Raw genomic sequence first — 19,931 nt, 5'->3', positions numbered from 1 at the left:
CCGGGGAGTACCAGTGACCTTTTCGTCACACTACGCCGCCGTTCCGGCAAGCAGGGAGGATGCCGAACACTATTGGCGGGACGCCCCTGCAACGGACTGGAGCGAGACGCTCCAGCTACGATGGGGATGAAAAAAGCCGCCCGGAACGAGTCCGGGCGGCTGGGGAAATTAGGGGAATGCGGGACGAGGATTACTCGGCGGCCTCTTCCTTCGCTTCTTCTTCCTTGGCGCCTTCCTTGGGCTTGTCCTTCGACTTTTCCTTGGCGGCTTCGAGCTGCTTCTTGAAGCCGTCGAAGCGGGCGGCCATGTCGCTTTCAGGAGCAAGGGCCTTGGCCTCATCGACGGCCTTGATCGCCTCGTCGAACTTTTCCATCTGGGCGTAGATCATCGCCTTGGTGACGACGATCTGCTGCTTCTGCTCGCCTTCGAAATCACCGGCGGACTTTTCCACGAAAGCGAGTGCGCCGGCGTGGTCTTGCTTGCGGGCGAAGCCGTTCAGCTCCTGTTCAAAGGCGGCGAACTTCTCCTTGGCGGCCAGCTCCTTGGCGTAGCCGGTCTCGTCCTTCGGGTCGGCGGCTTTGATCTGCTCGACCACGTCCGGGTAGAAAGCGGAGACCGTTTCATCCTCGAGCTCCATGGCCTTGAGGGCTGCGATGAGGGCCTTGGCCTTGGCCGGGCCTTCGGCCTTGGCGGCCTCGTCGAAGGACTTGTCGCGGGTGACCTTCTTAGCGCGGAGTTCATCGAGGTGAGCGACGTATTTTTCCGGTCCGCCGGCCTGGTAGCCGGTCTTGGCGAAGGGTTTGCCCTCGGAATCGCAGAGCAAAATGGTCGGGAAACCTTGGACCGCATACTTCCCCTGGAGTTCCTCGTTCTGCTTCTGGGTCTCTTCGGAGAGCTTCGACTTGTCCTGAGGGAAATCGAGTTCGACGAGGACGAACTTGTCCTTCACTCCGGTCTTGAAAGCGTCGTGCTTGAAGACCTCGTCATTGAGCTTGATGCACCAGCCGCACCAGTCGGAGCCGGTGAAGTCCATGAGCAGGTCCTTTTTGTCACCGGCGGCCTGCTTTTTGGCGGCGTCGAAGTCGTGGCTCCAGCCCTCGCCGCCGGCAAGGGCGGAAGAGAAGCCGGCGAGAGCGGCGCAGGTGGCCGCGAGGATGTATTTGGTTTTCATGATGATAGTGGGACGGGTGACCGCCGGGAAGACGAGCCGAGAGCGGGGCTGGAGGCACGCTTTTTCCAAATATTTTAGGATGAGGGGCAGAGAGGAAGAATGTTGTGACGAAACCGGGGGGATCCGGGTAGAAACCGGGGAATCCGCCAGCCATGGAAGAATCACCGGAAGTGCCCATTCCGCCACCGGAAATACCCAGGGGAGAGCTGTGGGCGGCGCTGCTGCTGCCGGTGGTGGTGATGTGTGCCGGGTGCGTGCTCTGCCTTGGGGTCAGCGGGGCGCGTTCCGTCGACGGCTACGACCTGGTGGGCACGCTCATGGTGATGTTTACGGTGGAAATGGTGATGATGCCGGTGGCTGCGGATTTGTTTGTCCGTGCCTGGGGCGTTCGCTACCGCGGGCGCTCGCTGGTTTTGACGACGCTCGGGTTCATGCTGGGGCAGATCGTCCTGTGCATGGCGGTGTGGGTCGGTTTTTGTCTCATCTTCCCCGGTTGATATATGCGGCCGGATCTTGAGAACCCAAGGGATAGCCTGCCGCCGAACCGGGCGATCGGGTGGTATCGCTTCGTGCTGTGGCTCATGCCGACTTGCGTGGCGATCACGGCGGCGATCGGATTGGCGTGGCTCCTCGGGGTGGACAAGCTTGCGATCGTCTTGTGGCTGATCGTGACGGTCGGTTCGACGGTCGCGATTGGGATGTTCGAGGCCCGGCTTCAGGTCGCGAGCGGGCGGATTGGAGCTGAGGACCAGTCGGCCGCGATTCTCCGGTTTGCCTTGCTTCAGGTCGTGCTCGTTCCAGTGCTGATCCTTGGGATCGTGTTGCTCTTGCTCGTGACGGGCGACTTCGTGATTCCGTGCTGACGTATTTGATTGTGGGTCGCTATTTCGTGGCTGAAAGGGAAGCCATCCCGATTCGATGGAGGTTTTCACCCGGGCGGCTTTCCATGGTTAGCAAGCTGCGGATTCCCATGACGGGGGGAATCCTTCAATGCCCCTCTTCCGCACTTGGCGTTCTTGGCGTCGTGGCGGTTCCAGTCTTTCCTCAATCCCATGCGAGTCATCCACGCCCCGTCGCCCCACGAAACTTCCATGCTCGATACCAGCGGCCTGCGCGAGGCCTTCCTGGTGGAGGAGCTGTTCCAGCCCGGGGAGCTGACGCTGGTCTCTACCGACCTTGACCGGGCCATTGTCGGTTCTGCCGTGCCGACGGCCGCGCCGCTGAAGCTCGATGCCGGGGATGAATTGCGCGCGCCGTATTTCTGCGAGCGCCGCGAGATCGGCGTGATGAATTTCGCGGGCAAGGGGACCGTCACCGTGGACGGCACCGCCTACGAACTCGACAAGTGCGATTGCCTCTACATCGGCCGCGGCAGCCAGGAGGTCGCCTTTGCCAGTGCCGATGCCGCGGCGCCGGCGGAGTTTTATCTCATCAGCTACCCGGCCCATGCCGCCTACCCGACGATGAAGGCGACACCGGCCGATGCCAATCGCGTGGAGCTCGGCAGCAAGGAAGAGTGCAACGAGCGGACGATCTGCCAGTACATCCACGAGAACGGGATCAAGAGCTGTCAGCTCGTGCTGGGATACACGGAGTTCAAGCCGGGCAGCATCTGGAACACGATGCCGGCCCACACCCACCTGCGGCGCAGCGAGGTCTATTGCTATTTCGACGTGCCGGCCGGCCACGCGGTGCTGCACATGATGGGCGAGCCGGATGAAACCCGCCCGCTGTGGGTGCATGACAAGCAGGCGGTGCTTTCCCCCGCGTGGTCGATCCACTGCGGATGCGGCACGGCGGCCTATCGGTTCGTGTGGGCGATGGGTGGGGAGAACCAGGCCTTCACCGACATGGACAAGATCGCGATCTCGGAGCTGCGATGAGCGCGCTTTCGAAATTCTCCCTCGCTGGCAAGACGGCTCTCGTCACCGGTTGCAAGCGCGGCATCGGCTTTGCTATTGCGGAGGGTCTCGCCGAGGCGGGGGCGGACATCATCGGGGTCAGCGCTTCGCTGGAGGAAAGCGGAAGTGACATCGAGAAGGCGGTCACGGCGCTCGGCCGCACGTTCACGGCGTATCAGTGCGACTTCGCCGACCGTAGCGCGCTGAAGGCCTTCGCAGCCAAGGTGCTCGCGGAGCAAGGGACGCCGGACATCCTCGTCAACAACGCTGGAACGATCAAACGGGCGCCGGCGGCGGAACACCCGGACGAGATGTGGTACGAGGTCATCGACGTGAATCTCAACGCGCAGTTCCTACTCAGCCGCGACATCGGCGCGAAGATGATCGAGCGCGGTTCGGGAAAGGTCATCTTCACCGCCTCGTTGCTGACTTTTCAGGGCGGCATCAATGTGCCGGGCTATGCGGCGTCGAAAGGCGGCATCGGCCAGCTCACGAAGGCGCTCGCCAACGAGTGGGCGTCGAAGGGTGTGCAGGTGAATTCAATCGCGCCCGGCTACATCGCCACCGACAACACGGAGGCGCTGCGCAATGACCCGGTGCGAGAGCAGGCGATCCTTTCTCGGATTCCCGCCGGTCGCTGGGGCGAGCCGGATGACTTCAAGGGGCCGGCGATCTTCCTCGCCAGCGCCGCGTCGAACTACGTCACCGGTGAGATCCTGGTGGTGGATGGCGGGTGGATGGGGAGGTGAGGTGCATGGGGACAGGCTTCTGAACTAGGAACGCGGAATTCATTCCGAAGAAGCACCCGCGGGCAACTCGTGCGGAATGAATTCCGCGTTCCCAGTGGTCGAGCCGTCAGCGCGTGATGACGATGCGGTAGAAGCCGCATGTTTCGGTCTCCACTGGCAGCACGAACTGGAGTTTGCCGCCGGTTCCCCCGATTAGACTGGAGAGGGACAGGGCGTAGCGGCGGATTTCCTCATCGGTGATCAGTGCGGATTCGGGTTTCGGCGTCGCCGGCCGATGCCTTTCCTTCAACCCACTGCGATCGATCTGAATCGAATCTTCCGGGACATCAGGCTTCCCTGTATTTGGGATAGGCCACGAGCTTCCGCATGCTATCCATGGAAAACGACGATCCGTGCGTCTTCCGGGGAGGGTCTGCTTTTTGATGGGCGTCCATCGCGAGCCCGACCCACTCCCGATCCGATTTCATGACCCGCTCCATCCTGCTGCCTTCCCGTCCATGATCACGGCCTTCGATTACCTCATCATCGGCGTTTATCTCGTCTTCATGCTCGTGATCGGGCTGGCGTTCCGGAAGATGAGCAAGAACACGTCCGACTATTTCCGGGCGGGTGGGGCGATGCCGTGGTGGCTGACCGGTGCCTCGGCATTTATCTTCAGTTTCAGCGCGTGGACTTTCACCGGTGCGGCGGGGAAGGTGTATGAAAGCGGCACGCTGGTGTTGCTCGTGTTTTACGCGACGATCATCGGCCTTCTCTTCGCGATGAGGTGGACCTGCGTCCGCTTCCGGCGCATGCGCGTGATCACCTGGATGGAAGCGGTTCGCATTCGCTTCGGTCCGTTCAACGAGCAATTCTACACGTGGATCAAGCTGCCGCTGCTCCTTTTCTTCGCTGGTCTGGGGCTGAATGCGGTGGGGGTCTTCATGTCGTCGGTCTTCACCATGGACATGAATGTGATGCTGATCGTGCTGGGTGTGGTGGTGACACTGGTGGCCTTCGCGGGCGGCTCGTGGGCGGTGTTGGCGAGCGACTTCGTGCAGGCCTTCCTGATCATGACGATCACGCTCTGCACGGCCATCATGGTGCTGGCGCGGCCGGAGATCGGCGGTCTCGGTGGCTTGATCGAGAAGGTGCCGAGCGCGCACTTCCAATGGAGCGAGCTGGCACGCCCGCAATTGATCGCGCTGTGGTGCGTCGGTACCCTGTGGCTGAAGATTTCCGACGAGAACAACATGGAGCGCTCCACGATGTACTTGATGACGCGCAGCGACGGGGATGCGCGGAAGATGGTCCTGATCCCTCTGATCGGGATGCTGGTGGGGCCACTGATCTGGTTCATCCCATCGATGGCTGCGACGATCATGCATCCGAATCTCGCCTCCGAGTATCCGAATCTCAAGCAGCCGCACGAGGCGGCTTTCGTTTCGGTGGCGATGGATGTGATGCCGCAGGGGCTGCTCGGGTTGCTGCTGTCGGCCATGCTCGGAGCGACCGTGACCAGCATGGATGCGGGTCTGAACAAGAACGTGGGCATCGCGATCCGCAGTTTTTACAAGCCGGTGCTCCGTCCCGATGCCTCCGAGAAGCATCTGCTGGTGGCGGGGAAAGTCTGCACGCTGGTCTTCGGTGCGGTGATCATCGCGTTCGCGCTTTTCATCAACAAGATCCGCGACACGAACCTGTTCGACTTCGTCAACCAGCTCGCAGCCTACCTGCTGATGCCGCTGGCGCTGCCACTGATCTACGGCTTGTTTTACCGGCGAACGCCCGGCTGGTCGGCGTGGAGCACCGCGCTGGTCGCCGGTGCTGCGAGCTGGGGAATCGGGCACTGGTGCACTCCGGAATGGTTCCAGCAAGTGGCCGGTTGGGAGAAGCCGCTCAATGCGGACGAGAAGACCTACCTGAAGCTCGGGATGACGACCCTCGGTGGCACGGTGCTGGTAGGCTCGGCGTGGTTCTTCTTCACCGGGCTCTTTTATCGCAAGGCACCGGAGGAAGAGCGGGAGCGGATCGAAAACTTCTTCGCGAATCTTGCGACGCCCGTGGACAAGCACGGCGTGGCCGGCGTGCAAACCTCGGTGTATCGCTTGCTGGGAACGATGTGCCTGGCCTATGGCGTGTTCATCCTGGTGTTGATGGCGATTCCGAATCCCTTCTTCGGCCGCATGGCGTTTCTCTTCGTCGGAGGGACCTTCTGCATCGTGGGAGTGGTGCTCAGACGTGCGGGAGCCACGCCGGTGGCGGAGGTGGAAGCGCGGCAGATGGAGGCGGGTCAGCATGAGTGAAGGCGCTGGGGAACTTCACCCGAGCCTAAGTTCCTCCTCTCCCGGCTTTGACTGCCGCTTCTCCTCCGGTAGGCTGATGCGATTGAAGCATGAGGAACCTCTGTTCTGTCGTTGTCGTCTTGATCCTAGCCGCTTGTGACAAGCCGGCGCCGGCCGGGAGTGCCGCCGTCCAGAGTGCCGAGGCGCATCAAACGGCGCTGGGGTTTCCGGACCACTTCGATGGGGCGTGGGTGATGTCGGCGAATTGGGCTGGTGCTATGGGAGTGGCCCTGGCGTTAGAAGGAAATCGCTACTTTTACTGGAGGTATTCCGATGTCTTGAGGGAAGAGCCGAACTATCCTCTTACCGGGAAGTTCCGGGTGGAAGGTGATCAGTTGATCCTCTATGCACCGTCCGAGTTGGCTACCGGGAAGCCGGTGGATCCAAAGGAAATCCACAGCGATCAATGGCAGATTGTTCATCGCGATTTCTCCACAATCCTGCATCCGGCTGGCGAATCTGTGGCTGGGGATCGTCTGCTGATCGCCGATGTTCAGTTTAATCCCACCATGCCGTTCCGGAACCAGCCGAACCTGAAGCCCTGATTTTGGGTCCCGCGAGTTTGACGCTGATCATCCGTTGGATAGTTTGGTGATTTGCTGCCGAAGTTCCGCCGAGGGCTTGCGGGATGGCTGCCGAAATCCCATGAAGCTGAAGTTCCCCTCGAAGAAGGCCATCGCGCTGCTTGTGCCGGCGGGCGTTGCCCTCGGCATCGGGATTTGGTTTTGGTCGACGACCTTTGTTTCGGTGGGCTACTGGAAGTTTCCCGAGAATTGCCCGCTGCATCAGGCGACGACGGCGAGCGAGTTCGTGCCGAACCGTGGCTTTGTCACCGTGAGCCATGGCGGGGACTGGATCGCGGCGAAGCAGGCGCTGTTTCCTTTGGATACCTTCAATGACGGCTACGGGCACCCGAATCGCCGCTACCGCCGGATTCTCCGGAAATACTGCCCGGACTGCCGGCGGGCGCGCGAGGCGTGGTCGGCGTCATTGCCGCGACAGTGAGAAGAACCCGTCACCTCCATTCGGGTGATGGCGGAGCGGGCGTTTCCGGGCGATGATCCGGAGTCTGATGCCCGATGAAACCCAAATCCGGCGCGTGTCCTGGCGCTTGAAGACGCGCTGGCTTGCCTTGCTTGCCGGATGCGGTGGGTTTCTCGCGAGTGCGCCCGGTCTGCGGGCGCAGATGCACATGGAAAACCTCGACCGCGGGGTGGTGGCGCTGCGTTCCAGCTCCACGCAGGTCTATGTCGGCTGGCGATTTCTCGGCCTTGATCCGGACAATACCGGCTTCCATGTGTATCGCTCGGTTGGGGGTGCGGATCCGGTGCAACTGACGGCCACGCCCGTCACCAACACCACCGACTACCGCGATACGCCGGGTAGCTCATCCTTCAGCAGCACGATCTCCTACCATGTCCGGCCGGTCATTGATGGCGTGCTTGGGTCGCCCTCCGAGTCCTTCGTGCTGCCGGCGAATCCGGTGAACCAGCCGTTTTTCAGCATCCCGATCGAGGCTCCCCTCGGTGGCACCACGCCCACCGGCGAGGCCTACACCTACTCCGCCAACGACGCTGCGCCGGCCGACCTCGATGGTGACGGCGATCTGGACATCGTCCTCAAGTGGGATCCTTCGAACTCCAAGGACAACTCCTTGGCCGGCTACACCGGTGAGGTTTACATGGACGGCTACCGCATCGATGGGACGCGGTTGTGGCGGATCAATCTGGGAAAGAACATTCGCGCGGGAGCGCACTACACGCAGTTCATCGCGTATGACCTCGATAGCGACGGTCGCGCCGAGGTGGCGATGAAGACCGCGCCGGGCACGATCGATGGTCTGGGAAATGCGGTTCTGCTTGGCGGCGACAGCGCCACGGCGGACTATCGGAATGGCAGCGGCTACATTCTCAGCGGGCCGGAGTATCTCACGGTCTTCGACGGTCTAACAGGAGCGGCGCTTGCCACGGCCAGCTATACGCCGGCACGTGGGACGGTGTCGAACTGGGGTGACAGCTATGGCAATCGCGTGGATCGCTTTCTGGCGGGGGTGGCTTACCTTGATGGCTCGCGGCCGTCGCTGGTGATGTGCCGTGGCTACTACACGCAGAGCCATCTGGTCGCGTGGGATTGGCGGGACCGGCAGCTCACGCAGCGCTGGCATTTCGCCGCGGCCAACGGCACCGACTATGCCGGCCAGGGAAATCACCAACTCTCCGTCGCCGATGTGGATGCGGATGGGAAGCAGGAGATCATCTACGGCTCGATGACCGTGGATGACAATGGCACTGGCCTCTACTCGACCGGGCTCGGTCATGGTGATGCGCTGCACGTTTCGGACTTCGATCCCGCGCGGCCCGGCCTGGAGGTCTTCGCGATCCACGAGGACATGGGCAGCAGCGGCAATCGTGGCGCCACCTTCCGCGATGCGGCCACCGGCGCGATCCTGTGGTCCACGCCCGCCACCGGCGACACTGGCCGAGGTGTCGCGATGGACATCGATCCGAATCATCCCGGAGCCGAGGCATGGGCCAGCAATAGCGGCAATATCTACTCTGCTGCGGGCGGGGTTACCGGCGGCAAGCCGTCTAACATGCACCAGAACTTCGGCATCTGGTGGGATGCGGACGTGCTGCGAGAAACGCTCGATGGCACGGTGATCTCCGACATCGACCCGACCTCCTACGGTCGCACGAATGTCCTGCAGGCATGGGAATACGGTGCCACTCAGAACAACAGCACCAAGGCCAACCCGTGCCTGTCCGGCGACCTGATGGGCGATTGGCGCGAGGAGCTGATCTGCCGCAATGGCGACAGCACAGCGCTGCTGGTATTTGTCTCGCGGACTACCGCCAGTCGCCGTCTGCGCACCTTCCTGCACGACCCGCAGTATCGCGTCGCGCTCGCGTGGCAGAACGTGGCCTACAATCAGCCGCCTCATCCTTCGTTCTTCGTCGGTCAGGACATGGTCACGCTGCCGCTGCCGAACATCACGACCGAGTCGATCGCGCTGCCGCGCTCACCGGGAGAGGTGGTGTGGACGGGAGCGGCATCGCAAACTTGGGACATGGGCGCGGCGAATTTCAGGCTCACCGGTAATCCCGCGCCGATTCCATTCGTCGCCGGGGACTCGGTGCGCTTTGACGAGACTTCAGCGCTTGGTGCCGTGACGCTGGCCGGGGCGCTCAGTCCGTCCGTGGTGGTGGCGGACCATGCTAATCCACTCGCTTTCACGGGAGCGGGCTCGCTTGCCGGGTCAGGCAGCCTGGATAAGCGCGGTGCGGGCACGTTGACGCTTTCCACGGCTCATAGCTATGCCGGTGGGACGATCTTGAATGCGGGCATGATCTCGCTCAGTCATGCCAATGCGCTCGGCACGGGGACGGTGACGCTGCGCGGTGGCACGCTTGCGACCGGTACGTTCACGGTGCCTAACAGCATCGCGGTGGAAAGCGACGCTGCCATTTCCGGGGGGCACTCGGGCGGCAATCATGGGGTCAAGGCGATCTCGGGCAGCAGCACGCTCACCCTGACGGCGACCAATGTCTTCGACCTCGAAGGATCGCTTGCCGGTTTTTCGGGACGATTCCTTTTCGGCGGCAGTGGATCGTTCCGCTTCTTTGGGTCCGGTGGCTCGGCTCTCGCCGACTTCGATCTCGGCACGCGCAGCTTGAGCGCTCGCTCAGGATCGGCGTTTTCGCTCGGCTCTTTATCAGGGCTGGCTGGCTCGTTCCTCTCCGGTGCGTCCGGCGGCGGCAACAACGCGGCGGTCACCTACACGATCGGTGGCAATCATCACGACTCGGTCTTCGATGGCGTGATCAACAATGGCAACAACACGTGCGCCATCACGAAGACCGGCAATGGCCGTCTCGTTTTGGGCGGGGTCAATACCTACACCGGTGCCACGCAGGTGCAGTCCGGAGTGCTCGTGGTGAATGGCTCGCTGGCTAACAGCGCGGTCTCGGTTGCCAGTGGTGCCACGCTGGCGGGGACCGGTTCGCTAGCGGGGAATTTGACGCTCGCCGCTGATGCGAAGCTCGGCATTGCGGTCACGCCGGCATTGACCCGTGGGCTCACGGTCGGTGGGTCGGTCACGCTCTCGGGCCCGGTCACGGTGGTTGCGGAAAGCCTTGGGGGGACCTTGGTGGCTGGCACTTATCTGCTGCTCCAGTATTCCGGCACGCTGACGGGAACTCCGCAGCTCACGTGGTCGCCGCCGGTGGGTTCCGCGCTTGTGGCGGCGTTTGCGGTGCAAGCGGGGCGGATCGATCTTGTTCTAACAGATCCGCAGTCGGCGTTTGAGATCTGGGCGGAGCAGCGTTTCGGTGAGAATGCCGCGGAGGATCTTGCCGGGTCCTTGGCGGATGCCGATGGGAATGGGGTGGTGAATCTCATCGAGTATGCGCTCGGGGTTGCGGCGGGGGAGCCGTTTGAGCTGGGGCGTCTTCCCCAGGCGCAGCTTGCCGGGGGACGGCTTGGCTTGAGCTTCCAGCGGATCGGGGATCCGTCGCTGACTTATACGGTCGAGGCGGGGGATTCGCTGGAGAGCTTGGAGGCGATTTGGAGTAGCAGTGGTGCGGGGAATGTGGCGGGTCCTGTGGTCGTGGAGGATGTTCTAGAAGCCGTGGGGCGAACGCGGCGATTCATGAGGTTGCGGGTGAGTGGTGAGGGCGGGTGAGGAGAGCGGGTGATCCGACTCATTGTAGGTGTGGGGATGGCACTGCTTGAGCTGTGGGTGAAGCGGGCATTACCCTTACTTCCGCGGTGTTACCAGACGGTTGCAAGACCCCTGTTTCGGTCCCCGCGATCCCGGAGGGATCCCAGCGAGTAGCCGGTGGTCGCAGCCGCGTAGCGGCAAAGACCACCGGACCCAAGGAACGCGAAAGGAATCCCGGAGGGGATTCCAGCCGGGCCGGAAGCACACCGCGGCGTCTAACAGTCTCCATCAAGTCGGAACGAAAGAGAGGATGCGGGGCGCGTCCGTTGTTCATGCCCGGCTTGAACCCCATCCGGGGTTCCCTCCGTTGCGTATTTTATCCGGGGGTGGCGCTCCGCTTACCCCCGGCTACTGGCTGCGACCCCTCCGGGGACGATGGCTTGGTGGGATCTCTATCCAGCGGGTTTTGCAACAGTTTGTCTCTAACGCGCCTACGGTTGGAAAGGGCATCCCCACCGGCCCGGCAGGCGGATGGAAATTCCGCTGCAGATCCTCATGGCGGAGCGGGGCCGGGGCGGGGCAGGATTCCACCATGATCGCATGCCTCCCGCGCGGGATCTGTTCCTGGGATTACGAATTGAGCGGTGCCGGTCACGGCGCGCAGACGGAGATGCGTTGGATCGGCGAGCAGGGTGGGTTGTGGGTGGATGGCGAATCCTTTGCGGTGATGAAGGACGGAGTCTGGAGCGGGTCCTGGCGACTAGTGGGAAACGCCGGCACGGAGTTCACGGCGCAGAAGGTTTCGGCGTTCCGGCGGACTTTCGAGATTTCCGGTCGTGATGGCCGGGCGGTGTTGCGGGCCGAGTCGGCGTTCGGGCGGAGCATGCGGCTGGAGGGCGACCGGGTGAACGCGCTGATCCAGCCGGCGCATCCTTTCACGCGTCGGGCGGCGATCCACGGCGAGGTGGGGGACTTCCGGCTGGCGGCGTTTGCCTTCTGGCTGACGGCGCTGACGTGGCGACGGGCGGCGTCGAATAACTCGGGTGGAGGCACCTGATCTTGCTTGCTGGCTTGGTTTGCTCGCCACGGAAAGCGGCGTTGCCGTTGCCTTGTGGGCTGGGGAGGAGGCATCCCTTCCATGATGCTGCGGCCTGGCGAGATTTGGTATGATACGAACGGCGTGCCGATCAACGCACACGGCGGCGGCGTGCTTTTTCATGAGGGGACCTACTGGTGGTTCGGCGAGCACAAGATCGCGGGCGAGGAGGGAAATCGCGCGCATGTCGGCGTTCATGTTTACGCATCGGAGGATCTCATCCACTGGCGGGATGAAGGCATCGCGCTAACGGTCGATGATTCGCCGGGGAGCGAGATTCCGACGGGCTGCATCCTTGAGCGGCCGAAGGTGATTTATAACACGCGCACGGGGAAGTTTGTGATGTGGTTCCACCTAGAGCCGATGGGCGGTGGCTATGGCGGGGCGCGGAGTGCGGTGGCGATTGCCGATGCGCCGGGCGGTCCGTATCGCTTTCTTCACAGCCTGAGGCAGAATGCCGGGGTGTGGCCGGAGAATTTGCCGGAGGAGTGGAAGCATCCTCTAACAGATTCGGAGGAGTGCGAGCTGGCGGCGCTGGGTCTCGGCGGTGCGCCGTTTCCGTGGTATCCGAAGAACGTTGTCTTCCGCCGCGATTTCGCCGTCGGGCAGATGGCGCGGGACATGACCCTATTCGTCGATGACGATGGCTGCGCGTATCACCTCTACGCCTCCGAGAATAATGGGACGCTGCATGTTTCGCTGCTGGATGAGACCTTCACGCAACCGGCGGGCCGCTACATCCGGATCTTTCCCGGCCGATTCCACGAGGCCCCGGCGATGATGAAGTGGAATGGCCGCTACTGGCTCTTCACCTCGGACTGCACCGGCTGGACGCCGAATACGGCTCGGCTCAGCTCCGCGCCATCGATCTGGGGGCCGTGGGAGGAGCATGGCAATCCGTGCCTGGGCAGTGGGGCGCAGATCGCGAATAGCTTCGAATCGCAGCCGGCCTTCGTCTTGCCGGTGGCGGGGAGAAGGGATGCGTTCATTTACATGGCGGATCGTTGGCGGCCGGGGAACGCGATCGATGGTCGCTACGTGTGGCTGCCGGTGGTTTTCAAGCACGGGCTGCCGGTGGTCGAGTGGCGGGATGAGTGGGAGCTGCAGAGCGAGTGGCCGGCGTGAGAGCAATGGGGGATCCGCTTAAACTCCGTAGCCGATCAGGAACGAGAGGAGATTGCCCGCGAAGGAGATGGCCAGCGCTCGCTTTGGCGTGAGCGGCTTGTCCGAAAGCCGGTCCGTGATCACGAGCATGCCGAACGCTTCGACAATCCAGATTAGCAATTCGATGAGGACGATCATTCCGGTCCGCGGGTAGATCATCCGGATGAAGACGGTATAGCTCAGTCCATTGAGCAGGGCGAAGGCGATGACCAGCGGAGGACGGTGCCCGATCCGGCAGAGCCAGATTGCGACGGTCGAGGTGAGGGCGACTTCGGCGGCCAGGGCGAAGACTACGACCGCCATCCCGATGCCTTTGGCAAGTCCCGCCGTTGGATCGGATACGGGATTGGCCGTGAGCGTGCCGGGGATGAAGAACAGGAGGGCGGCGAGGGCGAGCCGGATAGGGAGACACTTCACGGTTAGTTCAGTATCGCGAATTCAAGCGATTACCTGACGTGGGGATCAACAGCAAAGGTGCGTAGGCCGCAGAGGAACGCGGAGGCAAGGCTGCGGAATCCGGGCGCGCGGAGTTCGTTCCGCCGATGTGACCGCATTTAGCGTAGGCGCTGGTGAAAGCGCGGAGCGGTCTCACGAGCGGGCAGTTCCCGTGCTTCCGCATTGTCACCAATGCGCCTACGATGAAGACGAAACGCCGTTCGTGTAGACGCGTTGGTGGCAGGGCGGAGCGGTTCCACGAGCGGGCCGTTCCCGTGCTTCCGCATTGTTACCAATGCGCCTACTAAGAAAAGGCCTTAGCCCCGTGGGTTGAGAAGACGGCCGTTTTTATACTTCAACGCCCCGGCGGCTGATTGGAGGATCGGGGATTGATGGCTTCTCCTCCCTCTTCCCTTGTGGCCGGTCCTCCGCGACCTTCGCCGCTCTCTTTTGCGCACGGTGTTCGTGCGGTGCCTGCGGCCTTTGGCATCGTTCGGCGGCGGCCGGGGATCTTGCTGTGGCTGATTCCGCCGTTCCTGATCACCTTGCTGCTGGATGTGCTCGTGTTCTGGTTCGCCTTCGGCTGGATGAAGGACCGGATTGGCGGGTGGCTCCCCCAGTGGGCCCAGGCGGGCTGGATGGTCACCGGCATCCAGGCCTTCGCGGCGATCGGGATGCTGTTCGTGTTGGGGTGGACCTTTGCGTGGATGTTCCTGCTGCTCTCCAGTCCCTTCCAGGACTACGTCTCCGCCGCGGTGGAAAAGGACCGGGGAAAGTTCGTCCCCGATCCCGCGGGCTTTCGTGGCTTTCTGAAATCCACCTCCCTGAGCGTCCTGCAATCGGTGATCTTGCTGGTGCTCACGGTGCCGGTGATGATCCTCGGCATCATCCCCGTCTTCGGCCCCATCCTCGTCTTCCTGTGGAGTTCCTTCGTCATGGGCTTCTCGTTCTTCACCATCCCCGCCGGCAGAACAGCGCGGGGGCTTTCCGACCGCATCGCGCTCGCACGCAGTCATCCCAAGGGGATGATGGGACTAGGTGCGGTCGTCGCCGTGGCGGCGCTAGTGCCATTCCTAAATGTGCTGTTCCTGCCGGTGTTCGTCGTCGCGGGGACGTTGCTCTATTTGGAAGGGCTTGATGAGGAGGAAGCTGGCGCGGCGCATCAAGGGGGGCTAACGGCCGGAGAAAAAGGCGCGTTGGATGCCTCCGAGGGGAGTCGGTGACCCTGTTTTGATTGCCCGCGACTCCGGCAGAAGCTCCTCAATATTGGTTTGTGCTCGATACCAAAGGTTGAATTGGACTGAGCCGCGTTAATTTCGACAATGGGCAGAGGATGACCGCCGCGCTGAAAAGAGCCAAACCTAGTCCATTTCGCGACTATGCTGCCTACCTTTCCAGATTGAGGCGTCTGGTGGGGGACTCGAATGGGGATGCAGAATGGAATAACCGCGTTGATGCCGCATTGAATGGTCAAGCGAGTGTCGAACTTCGGCGCATTGCTCCAGTGGAGATTCGTAGGAAATTTGGAGCTTTCTTCACGGGAACCGAGTTGAGTTCAAAATTGATTGGAACTTGTTCCGGATTTGGTGCGAAGAGCGTTTTCTACGACCCTACCTGTGGTATGGGAGACCTCTTGGTGGCAGCGGCTAGGAAACTTCCTCTTTGCGATACGCTGCCGAACACTTTGCGCCAGTGGAGTAAACAGCTCACGGGGACGGATCTTCACCGTGAGTTCATTGACGGTGCGAGAATGCGACTCGTTCTACTTGCACGCCAGCGACATAAATCCCAAGAACGCCTAGAAGCCTCAGAAAGCGAGTTCTTTCCCAACATTCGCGTGGCGGACGGCCTAAAGGAAACTGATCTTTACAGCCGAGCTTCCCATCTGCTGCTAAATCCCCCCTTTGGACAAGTTGCCTCGGCGCTAGGTTGCGAGTGGGCGGGAGGTCGAATTACCGGGGCCGCTGCATTCGTTGTTGCGGCCCTCGAACGAGCCAAGTCAGGAACTAGGATGCTCGCGATTCTGCCGGAAGTACTTCGCTCAGGTTCATTTACAGAGCAGTGGCGCAAGCGAGTGTGTGAAGTTGCAAAGATCCACCTTGTTCAACCGTATGGGATCTTCGACGATAGTGCCGATGTGGACGTGTTCTTACTCGATCTTTCCGTCCAAGCTGACAACAGAACTCCTGCTTCGTGTAGGTGGACTCCTCCTCCCGTAACTTGCACGACCATCGCCGACTTTTTCGATGTCCACGTTGGCCGGGTTGTTCCGCATCGCGATGAAGAACGCGGGCCGCTCCGCCGCTATATTCACCCTCGGAATATTCCTGTTGGAACGGAGGTCACCCGCATTGTGGAGAAACGGCGGCATTCCGGTAAGGCCTACCAACCGCCATTTGTTGTGATCCGTCGTACTTCGCGCCCCGGCGACAGGTATCGGGCTGCTGCTACAGTCATTCTCGGCAAAAGGCCTGTTGCAGTGGAGAATCATCTTATAGTCTGCGAGCCGCACAACAAATCCGTCGCCGCCTGTCGTTCGCTTATGGCTGAGTTCCACACTCAAGGAGTGAACGAGTTTCTCGACCAACGGATCCGATGTAGACATCTGACCGTCGGATCAGTTAGGGAAATACCTCTAAATAGCTTTGATCAGCCTGCTTGATGAGTAGTCAGTTGTCCATAACCAATCGTCAAGGGCCGGCGCGAATTTCGCTGGCTCCTGCTGCGTTCTCAGTAAGCGCCCGAGTTGCGATGCAACTGGGGCGCGAGAGCATTGCCAGCTCCAATACGGCAATCGTTGAACTGGTAAAGAATGCCTATGATGCCGACGCTCGTAGAGTGAAACTCAAATTTACGGGCCTCGGGACAGAGGACGCTACTCTTGTCGTTTCGGATAACGGTCACGGTATGACCGAAGATGAATTGCGCGATCATTGGCTTTGCATTGGCACAACGAATAAACAGGACTCTCGCTTTTCGAAAGCTGGGAGGGTTCAGACGGGAGAAAAGGGTCTCGGGCGTCTCGGGCTTGACCGACTCTGCCAGCGGACAACGTTACAAACCCGCAGAAAGCTGTCTTCCGAGGAGGAAAAGCAGCCCGAATTGTTCTCAAACCTGAAGCCGTCGGCGGTGGAATTGGATATTCAGTGGGACCGGTATCAAGCTCGTGGGCAGAGATTGGAAACGATTGCTCACGAAATCTATTCGCTGGACCATCTCGATTTTGATCCAATCTCTGGTGATGAGGCGGACTTTTCTCATGGTACGCGAATGATCCTTCGAGGATTGAAGGACATTTGGAACAAGGAGCGCCTGACCGAACTGTCGAACGAGCTTTCGTTGGTACTTTCTCCATTCGCGGACCGGGCGGACTTTTCGATCGAAATAGAAACCGGCTTACATTTGGTTGGAGTGGATGGTGACGTTCTAGCGCCAGACGATCTTCTCGATCAGGCGACTTGGAAGGTAGAGGCGAAAATAGTCTCATCAATCACTGAACAGGGGGCGGCTGGTGAGAAAGTGTCGATTACGATGTCCTCAGCCCAGCATAAGCGCGAATACAAACTAGCTGAGGCACCGATCCCATGGCGGGAATGGATGAGCCATGGCACAAAAGAAGGAGGGGCAATTGCTGAATCCAGCAAATGTGGTCCCGTACGCTTCCTTATGCATGTCTTTGTGCAGGCGAAAGGAAGTGGATCTGAAGACTCAGATCAGTCGGCAAACGTTAGGAGCTTCTTGAGTGCTAACCGCGGCATTAGGATTTATCGCGACGGATTCCGTGTGAAGCCGTATGGCGATCCGAGTGGTGCCAACGACTGGTTGAGGCTCGCGATGCGAAGAAGCCTCAATCCAGCAGCTAGATCGCGCAAAAGTTGGAAGCTGGCTTATCATCAAGCAGTGGGCGCGATATTGATATCCCAGGTCACCAACCCCAATCTTAAAGATCAGACCAATCGTGAAGGACTCTCCGAAAACGAGGCGCTTTTTGATCTTACAGCATTCGCTGAAAAGGTTGTCAGTTGGTTTGAGGCCATAGCGAGCGAGGACTACCAGAAGCAGAACCCGCGCGAACCCAAGAAAGCCAAGGTCGATCCTCTGAGCGATCCTAAGAACGCTTTGGCCCGCGCCGAAGACGCCGTGGCACAATTGGCTTTAGCTGTTAGTAGTGGGGCTGATGGGCAGGAATCGCCTCCTGCAGCAGCAGAGGTGGCACTTCACGCAGTTCAAGCTGCTCGGATAGAGGTTTCGGCAATTGAAAAAAGTCACGAGGCGGAGGTCGCCGATCTCCGCGAGGAGGCTGAGATGGTACGCAGTCTTGCATCCCTTGGTATCATGGCTGCCTACTTTGGGCACGAGCGAGTAGGAGATGCGGGGAGCGTTCGCCAGAAAATGGCGGAACTTCGAAGGCTAATCAAGAATCCGAACGACTCACTGTTTTCATCCGAGGAGGAGAAACTGGAGACGGTTGAACTTCTCGAAGCAGGTGTGATGCGCTTGGAATCGTTTGCAAGATTCGCTCTCGATACTGTTCGCCCTTGGAAGCGAACTGAACCTCCGGCCGATCTGGTAGAGGTGGTTCATCGAACCGTTTCGACATTCCGTGATTCGCTTGTCCGTTCAGGAATCAAAGTCGAGCCATCGGATATTCAGGGATCATGGAAAGAATTCATCCCGCTGCCAGTCCAAGGGCGGACAGTTCAATGGGAGTGCGTTATCACGAACCTTATGGTCAATGCTCTATGGGCGCTCCGTCAAAAGGTCTCGTCGGAGAGGATGATTAGGTTGTCAATCGATCAAGATGACGGATTTGTTGTTTTTGTTTTCGAGGATAGCGGGGTTGGCTTAGAGGCGGGAACGGAAGGTAATATATTTCGAGCTGGATTTTCGACTAAAAGGGATCACCAAGGTAAACAAGAAGGAACGGGGCTTGGGCTGACTCTTGTGAAATCGTTTGTGGAAGAAGCCGGCGGTTCCATTGCTGTCATTGCGAAAGGCGAGTTAGGTGGAGCTCGGTTTGAAATCAAAGCTCCAATTCGTCAGATCTAAATCCCATGAAGCCGATAATTTATTATTTGGATGATATCCCGGAGGGCCGTAGGGATCTTCGGATGCAGCTTCGTGCTTTGTTCGAGCCGGACTTTGAAGTGCAGGAGTTGCCGTTGGAGCAAGATATTGGCCGATATCTCGATCACATTCATGATTTGCCGGTAGCGGCGATCTTTATTGATCAGAACCTTGACGAATCGGGTGAGATATCGGGTTACACGGGGGTCAGGTTGGCGAGCTTCCTTCGCGGAATTTTGCCTGAGCTGCCTCTTTATCTGGTTACAGCTCACCCGATTCAGGGTGAATTGGAGTCCGAGGAGGCTGGGAATGCGGAAGCAGTAGTCGCGAAGACTTCGCTGCTTCTCGACAGTCCAACATCGCTGAGATTTCGCCGTCAGTTTCTCAGGGACGTCGGGCGATACCATGATGCCCTTTCATCAGATCAACAGCGCTTTAGGGATCTCTTGCCGCGTAAGCTTCGAGGGGAGTTGCAGGCAGATGAACTCGCCGAATACGAAACGCTCAAAACTGCCCGAAATATCGTCACTGAAGCCGCTGAGGAAGCGAATACAGAAGCAGTTCAGGAGAAGATGGGAGAAATCCAACGTCTTCTAGAAGAGGTTGAGAAAGTTCGCAGGTCGACCCATTCATGAAATTTTTTCCCATCATCTCCCGCCGGACGAATTATGTGGGTGTGTCTCGGATTTATAGTTATAGAAAATATAAAGACGAGATATCCGAAGATTGTGCTTTCAGGTGTGTTTATTGTGACTGTCACTGTAATTCGTTCGGTGGTCATGCCGCGATGGAGTTGGATCACTTCAGGCCGAAGTCCGAACGTTACTTCCCTGAGTTGGAAGACGATCCGGCAAATCTTCTCCTTGCCTGCCGAAGTTGCAATGGAAAGAAGCGCGACGACTGGCCTATGGACAAATTGGGAGGTCTAACCCATTTCGAAGGGGTGGGTTATATTGATCCATTTGAATCTGAGCGGACACTTTATTTTCATGTGGAGAATTGTGGGAGCTTCTCTGCCAAGGAAGATCCCGCCGCTTACATGATTGAGCAGCTTGCGCTGAATCGCCCTTTCGCTGTTGCTGTTCGCGCTCGCCGAATTCTGAGAGGTAAATTGCACGCTGCCATCGATAGTTTGGCCGAGGAATTGCGTTCGATGGAGGGGTCGTCACCTCAGGCCGGCCAATTGGGGAGAATTGCAGATCTGCTACAAGAGGCTAATAGAGCTCTGCGCAAGCTAGAATTGGAGGACTGCCCTGCTCTCTAATTTTGGTCGGGGCCGAAGTTACGTTCGACTATTGAATCAAAACCGGATTCCCCCATTCTCGAGAAAGACTGTGCGGGTGGCGCGATAAGAGGGGTTTGGT

18 protein-coding genes are annotated in these 19,931 nt (G+C 59.9%); 15 read left to right on the top strand and 3 right to left on the bottom strand.

Annotated elements, in window-relative coordinates:
- Positions 1-190: 190 nt before the first annotated feature.
- Positions 191-1,171, bottom strand: coding sequence for a thioredoxin family protein (locus OKA05_RS24940; RefSeq protein ID WP_264489933.1), 981 nt, complete (start codon positions 1,169-1,171; stop codon positions 191-193).
- Between the two features lie 152 nt (positions 1,172-1,323).
- On the opposite strand from OKA05_RS24940, the gene OKA05_RS24935 reads away from it, so the two are divergent.
- From OKA05_RS24935 to OKA05_RS24920, 4 genes are all read left to right on the top strand, one after another.
- Positions 1,324-1,668, top strand: a complete 345-nt coding sequence (locus OKA05_RS24935; protein WP_264489932.1) for a hypothetical protein — start codon at positions 1,324-1,326, stop codon at positions 1,666-1,668.
- 3 nt (positions 1,669-1,671) lie between these two features.
- Positions 1,672-2,034 carry a hypothetical protein gene (locus OKA05_RS24930; RefSeq protein WP_264489931.1) on the top strand — a complete coding sequence of 121 codons (363 nt, stop codon included), beginning with the start codon at positions 1,672-1,674 and terminating at the stop codon, positions 2,032-2,034.
- A gap of 189 nt (positions 2,035-2,223) precedes the next feature.
- A complete protein-coding gene (gene kduI / locus OKA05_RS24925) occupies positions 2,224-3,054 on the top strand; it encodes a 5-dehydro-4-deoxy-D-glucuronate isomerase (protein WP_264489930.1) in 831 nt (276 codons plus the stop codon).
- Complete coding sequence (locus tag OKA05_RS24920) at positions 3,051-3,821, top strand: SDR family oxidoreductase (protein ID WP_264489929.1); 771 nt, start codon at positions 3,051-3,053, stop codon at positions 3,819-3,821. The genes kduI and OKA05_RS24920 overlap by 4 nt, the downstream gene beginning before the upstream one ends.
- Before the next feature lie 106 nt (positions 3,822-3,927).
- On the opposite strand, the gene OKA05_RS24915 is transcribed toward OKA05_RS24920, so the two are convergent.
- Complete coding sequence (locus tag OKA05_RS24915) at positions 3,928-4,110, bottom strand: hypothetical protein (RefSeq protein WP_264489928.1); 183 nt, start codon at positions 4,108-4,110, stop codon at positions 3,928-3,930.
- 208 nt (positions 4,111-4,318) lie between these two features.
- Here OKA05_RS24915 and OKA05_RS24910 point away from each other — a divergent pair, with 208 nt between their 5' ends.
- From OKA05_RS24910 to OKA05_RS24885, 6 genes are all read left to right on the top strand, one after another.
- The gene (locus OKA05_RS24910; protein ID WP_264489927.1) at positions 4,319-6,106 is read left to right on the top strand and encodes a sodium:solute symporter family transporter; all 1,788 of its coding nucleotides are present in this window, start codon (positions 4,319-4,321) and stop codon (positions 6,104-6,106) included.
- Positions 6,107-6,195: 89 nt separating this feature from the next.
- Complete coding sequence (locus tag OKA05_RS24905) at positions 6,196-6,690, top strand: hypothetical protein (protein ID WP_264489926.1); 495 nt, start codon at positions 6,196-6,198, stop codon at positions 6,688-6,690.
- A gap of 100 nt (positions 6,691-6,790) precedes the next feature.
- Positions 6,791-7,150, top strand: a complete 360-nt coding sequence (locus OKA05_RS24900) for a hypothetical protein (RefSeq protein WP_264489925.1) — start codon at positions 6,791-6,793, stop codon at positions 7,148-7,150.
- 94 nt (positions 7,151-7,244) lie between these two features.
- A complete protein-coding gene (locus tag OKA05_RS24895; protein ID WP_264489924.1) occupies positions 7,245-10,826 on the top strand; it encodes a rhamnogalacturonan lyase in 3,582 nt (1,193 codons plus the stop codon).
- 571 nt (positions 10,827-11,397) lie between these two features.
- Complete coding sequence (locus tag OKA05_RS24890) at positions 11,398-11,862, top strand: hypothetical protein (protein ID WP_264489923.1); 465 nt, start codon at positions 11,398-11,400, stop codon at positions 11,860-11,862.
- Between the two features lie 81 nt (positions 11,863-11,943).
- On the top strand, positions 11,944-13,026 hold the full coding sequence (locus OKA05_RS24885; protein WP_264489922.1) for a glycoside hydrolase family 43 protein: 1,083 nt from the start codon (positions 11,944-11,946) through the stop codon (positions 13,024-13,026).
- Between the two features lie 18 nt (positions 13,027-13,044).
- Here the strand turns inward: OKA05_RS24885 and OKA05_RS24880 are convergent, their stop codons facing one another.
- Complete coding sequence (locus OKA05_RS24880) at positions 13,045-13,482, bottom strand: hypothetical protein (RefSeq protein ID WP_264489921.1); 438 nt, start codon at positions 13,480-13,482, stop codon at positions 13,045-13,047.
- A 488-nt stretch (positions 13,483-13,970) separates the two neighbouring features.
- On the opposite strand from OKA05_RS24880, the gene OKA05_RS24875 reads away from it, so the two are divergent.
- The 5 genes from OKA05_RS24875 (at position 13,971) to OKA05_RS24855 (ending at position 19,831) form a co-directional block, all read left to right on the top strand.
- Positions 13,971-14,723 (top strand): EI24 domain-containing protein, encoded by a 753-nt coding sequence (locus tag OKA05_RS24875; protein ID WP_264489920.1) that lies wholly within the window; start codon positions 13,971-13,973, stop codon positions 14,721-14,723.
- A 110-nt stretch (positions 14,724-14,833) separates the two neighbouring features.
- Positions 14,834-16,162: a DNA methyltransferase family protein gene (locus tag OKA05_RS24870; protein ID WP_264489919.1), complete on the top strand. Its 1,329-nt coding sequence runs from the start codon at positions 14,834-14,836 to the stop codon at positions 16,160-16,162.
- Positions 16,162-18,549: a sensor histidine kinase gene (locus tag OKA05_RS24865; RefSeq protein WP_264489918.1), complete on the top strand. Its 2,388-nt coding sequence runs from the start codon at positions 16,162-16,164 to the stop codon at positions 18,547-18,549. The genes OKA05_RS24870 and OKA05_RS24865 overlap by 1 nt, the downstream gene beginning before the upstream one ends.
- 5 nt (positions 18,550-18,554) lie before the next feature.
- Complete coding sequence (locus OKA05_RS24860) at positions 18,555-19,202, top strand: hypothetical protein (RefSeq protein WP_264489917.1); 648 nt, start codon at positions 18,555-18,557, stop codon at positions 19,200-19,202.
- Positions 19,199-19,831, top strand: a complete 633-nt coding sequence (locus tag OKA05_RS24855) for an HNH endonuclease signature motif containing protein (protein ID WP_264489916.1) — start codon at positions 19,199-19,201, stop codon at positions 19,829-19,831. The genes OKA05_RS24860 and OKA05_RS24855 overlap by 4 nt, the downstream gene beginning before the upstream one ends.
- Positions 19,832-19,931: the final 100 nt, after the last annotated feature.

It is taken from the genome of Luteolibacter arcticus (assembly GCF_025950235.1).
GTDB classification, from domain to species: domain Bacteria; phylum Verrucomicrobiota; class Verrucomicrobiia; order Verrucomicrobiales; family Akkermansiaceae; genus Haloferula; species Haloferula arctica.
The sequence above is the reverse complement of the archived record's forward strand: the minus strand, read 5'-3'. Positions and strand labels throughout refer to the sequence as shown.